The following is a 6468-nucleotide window of genomic DNA, read 5'->3' on the forward strand; positions in this document are numbered from 1 at the left end:
GCGGCGACATTTGTTATCTTACCACTATAATTATTGTTTCGCAATATGAATTTTATGAAATTTTGTTTATTTTTTCTAGAAAAATTAAAAAGTAAATTAAAACGTTTATTTTGTTTCTAAATCTATCCTTCTTGACTGCCATTCAATATCATCACGGATAAGCTTATCTTTTAGTAAAATAAGATAAACCTGTTCAACTCGTCTTACAAATTCCTGCTCTAAAAGATTGATATCATCTTTCTGGACTAAGGGACATATTCTACTACCTAGTTCAACATCAAACTTCAAGGTAAATTTTCCATCCCTCGTTAGATAGGGCATGAGTGGAAAAACTCGACATGCCAGAGGTCTGTGCTTTCTTAAACAGTAACCTTTACAACGGAGGAATTTAATATTCCCAGACCAACTGGGACAAAATTCATATTCCTGTGTACTGTGTTCCTCCCAGTCTATCCATTCCTCCTTGCCTGTGAACATACACTCTTCACCGGGCAAGAGATACATACCTACACCCTTATCCCATTCAGTACAACACACTGAGTTGCAAAGTTCGCCACAGTTTTGTTTTAAGGGTGTAATTTCATCTAACAACTTGTATATCTTAGGCCACTCTATCATGTAATCACCATAGGTTATTATAATAATTTATAAGAAATTAAGTCAACATTCCCAGACTCGGGTCTTTGACACTTACTCAAATATAGAAATTCTTGCAAGCCTTGAAAACAGGGCTTTTTTTATTGAAAAAATGTCAAATTTCCCTTGCTAACTAGTGCGTAATATTGCGTAATGTGTTATAATACAAGGAATTGGAGGTGTTTCTTTCCATGCGACTTAGTATCTCTAAATCTAAAAACGCTACCTCGCTTTATGTCATACAGTCTTTTTATGAAAATGGGAAACGTTCCACAAAGGTTGTTGAAAAATTAGGAACACTTGCTGAGTTACAACAAAAATTAAACGGGAAAGACCCTATTGAATGGGCTAAATCATATATCGAGGAACTTAATAAAAAGGACAAAGAACAATCGCGGGAAATCACTGTTAAATATTCCCCATCTAAAGTAATCCCTAAAGATCAACAACACTTATTCAATGGCGGTTATCTTTTTCTTCAAAAAATCTATCACGAGCTAAACCTTCATAAGGTTTCCGCTGAGATAACGAAAAAATATAAGTTTACCTTTAATCTGAGCAATGTACTGTCACGACTACTTTACGGACGTATACTTTTCCCCTCTTCTAAACTTGCTACCTACCAGCATTCCTCAAGGTTCATTGAACAACCCGACTTTGAATTGCAGCATGTTTATAGAGCCCTTGAAGTCATTTCTAAAGAGATGGATTTCATTCAGTCTTCCCTTTATAGCAACAGCCTTAAAATTTCAAAGAGAAATACGGGGGTTCTCTATTATGACTGTACCAATTATTTTTTCGAAATTGAACAAGAAGACGGCCTTAAACAGTACGGTGCTTCTAAAGAACACCGACCGAATCCTATCATCCAAATGGGTCTGTTCATGGATGGAGACGGCATTCCCCTTGCTTTTAATCTAAATAGTGGCAACACTAATGAGCAGATTACGCTTAGGCCCTTAGAGGAAAAAATACTTGCCGATTTCAAACTTTCCAAATTTGTGGTCTGTACAGATGCCGGTCTGGCTTCTGAAAAGAACAGAAAGTTCAATAACGAAGGTGAACGCGCATTTATCACAACCCAATCGATTAAAAAATTAAAGAAGCATTTAAAGGAATGGTCCCTCGATTCAAAGGGCTGGCACCTTGCAGATCATGATAAAGCTTATGATATCGCTCAGCTTGACGAGGAAGCTTATAAAGATAAATGTTTCTTCAAGGAACGTTGGATTAAAGAAAACGGCTTGGAACAAAAACTTATCGTCACTTACTCCATCAAGTACAAAAATTATCAACGTCAAATTCGCACTTCACAAGTTGAACGTGCTCAAAAGATACTTAATACAAATCCAACTAAGATTTCAAAAAGCAATCAGAATGACTATAAACGTTTTATCAAAAAAACCAGTTTTACGCCTGATGGCGAAATAGCTGGCAAGGAGATATATGCATTAAACACCGAAACCATCTTTGCTGAGGAGGCCTTTGACGGGTTTTATGCCGTTTGTACAAACCTTGAAGGCAGTGCTCAAGAGATTATCCAGATTAACCAGCGGCGCTGGGAGATTGAGGAATGCTTTCGGATCATGAAAAGCGAATTTAAAGCACGCCCCGTATATTTAAGCCGCGAAGATAGAATTAAGGCACATTTTACCACCTGCTTTATGTCACTCGTTATTTACAGGTTACTGGAAAAGAAATTGGGAAATAAGTTTACATGCAGTGAAGTTATCCGTGGATTGAGAGAGATGAATTTCTGTGAGATTAAGGGTGAGGGGTATATACCGTGCTATACTAGAACTGATTTTACTGATACACTTCACGAAGCTTTTGGTTTTCGAACAGATTATGAGATTACAAAAAAGACACAGATGAAAAAATTTTTAAATGCAACCAAAAGGTAAAAATATTACTCACTTGTTAAAAATACAAAAAAGCTTGAACGCCTTGAAAATACAGGGATTCAAGCTTTTTTATGTTTTCCAACTGTCAAAGATGGGATTATAATAATTTATAAGAAATTAAGTCAACATTCCCAGACTCATCTAGGGGCAAAAAAATAACTGCAGCAAATACTACAGTTATCATTAGACAAACCTATTTTTCGTAATCCTTAAATTTGATCATCGGACACTTTTTACAAGCATCCACCCCAGGATATTGCTGACCACCGGGACCAACCATAGAAGATCCACCGTATTTACCCACTCTGTCAATTAGTTGTTTGGCTAAAGCAGCAATATGGGTACCAGGTATGAAAATATTAACCTCACCTTTTTCAGTTTTTCCTGAGGTAAAGCTGCCAGCACACATGGTCTTCATTTCAATGGTTTGTTTCTGATAACAGCCAACTGTTCCGCCACAAACTGCGGAGTTAATAGTATGGGTGAAATTAAGGGAAGGTTTTTTAGTTGCTCCAATGTAGTCATTTAAGATGTGATAGGCCTGAAATACATTCGTAATCATAAAAATAACATCCGGCTCAAAGGTCGCCTTGTAAAGGGGTGCAGTTGCTATCCCTTTTAATTCCCCCAAGGGAAGCATCGGCTTGGCATTCAAACACTGCTTCGCTAAATCCCAGTCATTGGTATACTTGACATGTCCATCAACCTCTTCATCCGATGCTTCACGCATACCAAAAACTGTTTTCGCATTACCACAGAGTAATTTTTCCTGATCAAATTTAGTGATAAAATCATCCATACGAGAGGCTAAGGCAACCTGGCAATAAGTCATTTTAGGACCGGGGACCTTTTCAGCCTCAAATTTGTCATATTCCTCACGATCAAAAAACAGTTTAACGGCAACGGGGTTATATTCCAATTTATAAAGGTCCTGTAACGCCTTATGCATATCCATATAAGTTAATTCTTTTTTATCGGCTAATTCACCAATATCGATTAGTAACATATGCACAACCTCCGAAACTTAATTATTCTATGGGGGTTGCCTTTATGGGGCAACCCCAGTACTTATTAACCAAAATTAGATTTTGATACCGAATGCAACTAATAGGTACTTTAGACCAACATAGAGTAGTATAAAGGACAGGAAGTATTTTAATTTACGGGCGTTAATGAACTTAGAAAGCTGAGCTGCTATAACAGTACCGATGGCAACACCGATTAATTCAAAACCAAGGAAAGCAAAATCCAACTTACTACCCATGGAGAGATAGTTAAGAATACTAGTGGAAGAAGAAACCAGAATGGATAATACAGAGGTGCCAGCTACGATATACATGGGGAAGCCCATTACACTAGTCATAAAGGGTACTAACAGGAAACCGCCGCCTACACCAAGGGATGCAGATATGATTGCTACAACAATACCTGTGAAGAAAGGGACCAGCGCATTGTACTTAAACTCTTGGCCAGCAAACGTAAAGGTGTTTTGCATACCGATTTGTTGGAAGTTAACTCCGATTTGTTTAATTTCATTAATTTTACCAGCAGCTTTTAATTCTTTAACCTTGTCAGCAAAGGCCTTATTCGCTTGTTTTACTTTTTTCTGGCCGTCTACAAATTTCTGGCTGCATTCATAGAACAAACGCAGGGAAATTGCTAGAGTAAAGAAACCAAAGTAGGGTTGGAAATGTTTCATTTCTTTTAAAAAGTCAGCTGAAAAATAGGATCCGATTAATGCACCGATAATACCGCCGAGGCCCAGCACAATGGCTGTGGGAACTACAATACGTTTTTCACGTAGGTACAAAGGAGTTCCTACAATGGGGCTGACCAGGGTCAATACTTGGTTCATGGGCTTTACCATGTTCGCATTCTTTAAGCCAAAAATACTCATATGACCGACACCAGCTAGAATACCGCCGGCAGCACCTACAGTTGTAAATACGTATCCTACAAAAATTCCCCAGAGAATAAGTGCAATTGGGCTTGCATCCACACCTGCCATTGGAAAATGCATAAACTATTCCCTCCATTTTAAACTATTTTTATGACGGCACAACACTATTAGGATTTTTTCTTGAATTAATAAAAGATTTCACATATTTTAGTACCCAACCACCGATATAATAGGTAAAGTAAGCTAAGAAATATAATGCAAAAATATTGACCTGCCAATTAATCAGTGGTATTTTTATTGTTGGTATAAATATGCTAACTAACCAAATCAATAAAATATGTGGTACTAAACGATAAATAGAATCAACTACTGAAGCCGTTAGATAATCGAAAAACACTTCCCTCATTTCAGCCTGAAGGGATTTGTAAGCTGAGCTGTCTCCCATCTTCACAGCTATATCAGACAGCTCATCCAGCTCCTGATAATGGCTTTTTAAACCCTGAATCTTTTTGCCATGCGGGTCTTTGAAAAAATTGATCATACGAGAAAGTAGCTTCATGGTAATCCGCCTCACTTTGAAGTTTGTTGTATATCCTTTTGTATTCCTCCCCTCCCTGTATATGTCGCTTTGCTTGTTATTAATTTATCAAACTATCGTTGTTTTTCATGTCGCATCTGTGACACTTTCAATGTCATTATAGTTACCTTATTTTTGTCTGTTATATTGCGTATGTTTTGACATGTGTATGACAGTATTTTAAACTTTTTCATTATTCCCTATTTTCCATATGTTTCTGTTTTATTGGTATAAATAAAAGGCTGGTAATCAAATTACCAGCCTTTTTATACAATCCATTTATTGAGTTTTTCGGAATCTACAATATACATCTCTCTACCTTCTATAACAATGCTTTTTTCCTGTTTAAAGGTATTTAACAGGGATGTAACCGTTTGTCTAGATGTACCAATCATACAGGCAATTTCCTCATGGGTAAGCCTTAAATCAATCTTTGTACCTATCTCTGTTTCAACACCTGCTCTTTCCGACATTTTTAAAAGAAGCATTGCTAACCTTCCTGGTACTTGCCAGCAAACCATTTCATGTATTATTGCCTCCGCTTCCCTCATACGAACCCCTAAGGTTTTAGCAACCTTAATAGCTATGGCAGGGTGTTGCTCCAACAATTCTTCAAAACGATTCTTTCTTACAACCACCAATGTAGCATCATTTATAGCGCCTGCAAAACATGTCCTTTCGCCGTGATACAGTGTTTCAGCTAACCCCATTAACTCCCCAGGGCTTCTCATACTACCAACAGTAACACGACGACCATCTGCAGTAATTCTATATATTTTAACAAAGCCCTCTTCAATCAAATAAATACGATCCGCGGTATCTCCAGCAGCAAATATTATTTGTCCCTTCGGATAACTTATTACGGTGCCGTATTCTCTAATCAAATTCTTTTCTTCCTCTTCAAGGGCCAAAGGTTCATAATTGATGTTCTCCATAGTGTCTTCCCTCCCCACATATGTCAGACAAATATCATTTTATCCTTTATCTTTAACTTGTTCAAGGAATTTAACGATTAATTAAAAATTTCACTAGAAATATATACTTTTATTTAATATTCCCTAACAAAAAAACTTTACCCAAAAGTAAATAATAGTAATTACTGCCCCTCCCTTTGTCCAATTCCAATTACACAGTCGAAACAGCCTTAAACCCACATATAGACCCTTTTATACACCCTTTGTCCATTCAACAGCTTAAGACCTGCTCAGGGGGACTTATAGCCCCTTGATACTACCCTCGTGCAAATGGGAAAGGTTTTGACTGTTTTTTACTAATTCAAAGGGGTTTGAAGTCGGCACCAAAAACAAAACCCTCCAGTTGCAATAACTGTAGGGTTTTAAAAATACTCTGGCAACGACCTACTCTCCCAGGAGCGTGAGCTCCAAGTACCATCGGCCCTGAAGGGCTTAACTGCTGTGTTCGGGATGGGAACAGGTGTACCCCCTCCGGTA

The 6468-nt window shown here is 37.6% G+C and carries 6 protein-coding genes and 1 rRNA gene; 1 reads left to right on the top strand and 6 read right to left on the bottom strand.

Annotated elements, in window-relative coordinates; all coding sequences use genetic code 11:
* Positions 1–105 precede the first annotated feature (105 nt).
* Positions 106–618, bottom strand: a complete 513-nt coding sequence (locus tag V6C11_RS03255) for a hypothetical protein (protein WP_333529649.1) — start codon at positions 616–618, stop codon at positions 106–108.
* Positions 619–827: 209 nt separating this feature from the next.
* Here V6C11_RS03255 and V6C11_RS03260 point away from each other — a divergent pair, with 209 nt between their 5' ends.
* Positions 828–2540, top strand: coding sequence for an IS1634 family transposase (locus V6C11_RS03260; protein ID WP_333529650.1), 1713 nt, complete (start codon positions 828–830; stop codon positions 2538–2540).
* A 193-nt stretch (positions 2541–2733) separates the two neighbouring features.
* Here the strand turns inward: V6C11_RS03260 and V6C11_RS03265 are convergent, their stop codons facing one another.
* The 5 genes from V6C11_RS03265 to rrf form a co-directional block, all read right to left on the bottom strand.
* Positions 2734–3546, bottom strand: coding sequence for a DUF169 domain-containing protein (locus V6C11_RS03265; RefSeq protein WP_333529651.1), 813 nt, complete (start codon positions 3544–3546; stop codon positions 2734–2736).
* A 75-nt stretch (positions 3547–3621) separates the two neighbouring features.
* Positions 3622–4560 carry a sulfite exporter TauE/SafE family protein gene (locus tag V6C11_RS03270; protein WP_333529652.1) on the bottom strand — a complete coding sequence of 313 codons (939 nt, stop codon included), beginning with the start codon at positions 4558–4560 and terminating at the stop codon, positions 3622–3624.
* A gap of 28 nt (positions 4561–4588) precedes the next feature.
* Positions 4589–4999 (bottom strand): hypothetical protein, encoded by a 411-nt coding sequence (locus V6C11_RS03275; protein ID WP_333529653.1) that lies wholly within the window; start codon positions 4997–4999, stop codon positions 4589–4591.
* A 284-nt stretch (positions 5000–5283) separates the two neighbouring features.
* Complete coding sequence (locus V6C11_RS03280; RefSeq protein ID WP_333529654.1) at positions 5284–5952, bottom strand: Crp/Fnr family transcriptional regulator; 669 nt, start codon at positions 5950–5952, stop codon at positions 5284–5286.
* Between the two features lie 410 nt (positions 5953–6362).
* A 5S ribosomal RNA gene (gene rrf, locus V6C11_RS03285) occupies positions 6363–6468 on the bottom strand; the annotation flags it as partial.

This window comes from Desulfotomaculum sp. 1211_IL3151, from assembly GCF_036763075.1.
Classification (GTDB): Bacteria; Bacillota; Desulfotomaculia; order Desulfotomaculales; family Desulfotomaculaceae; genus Desulfotomaculum.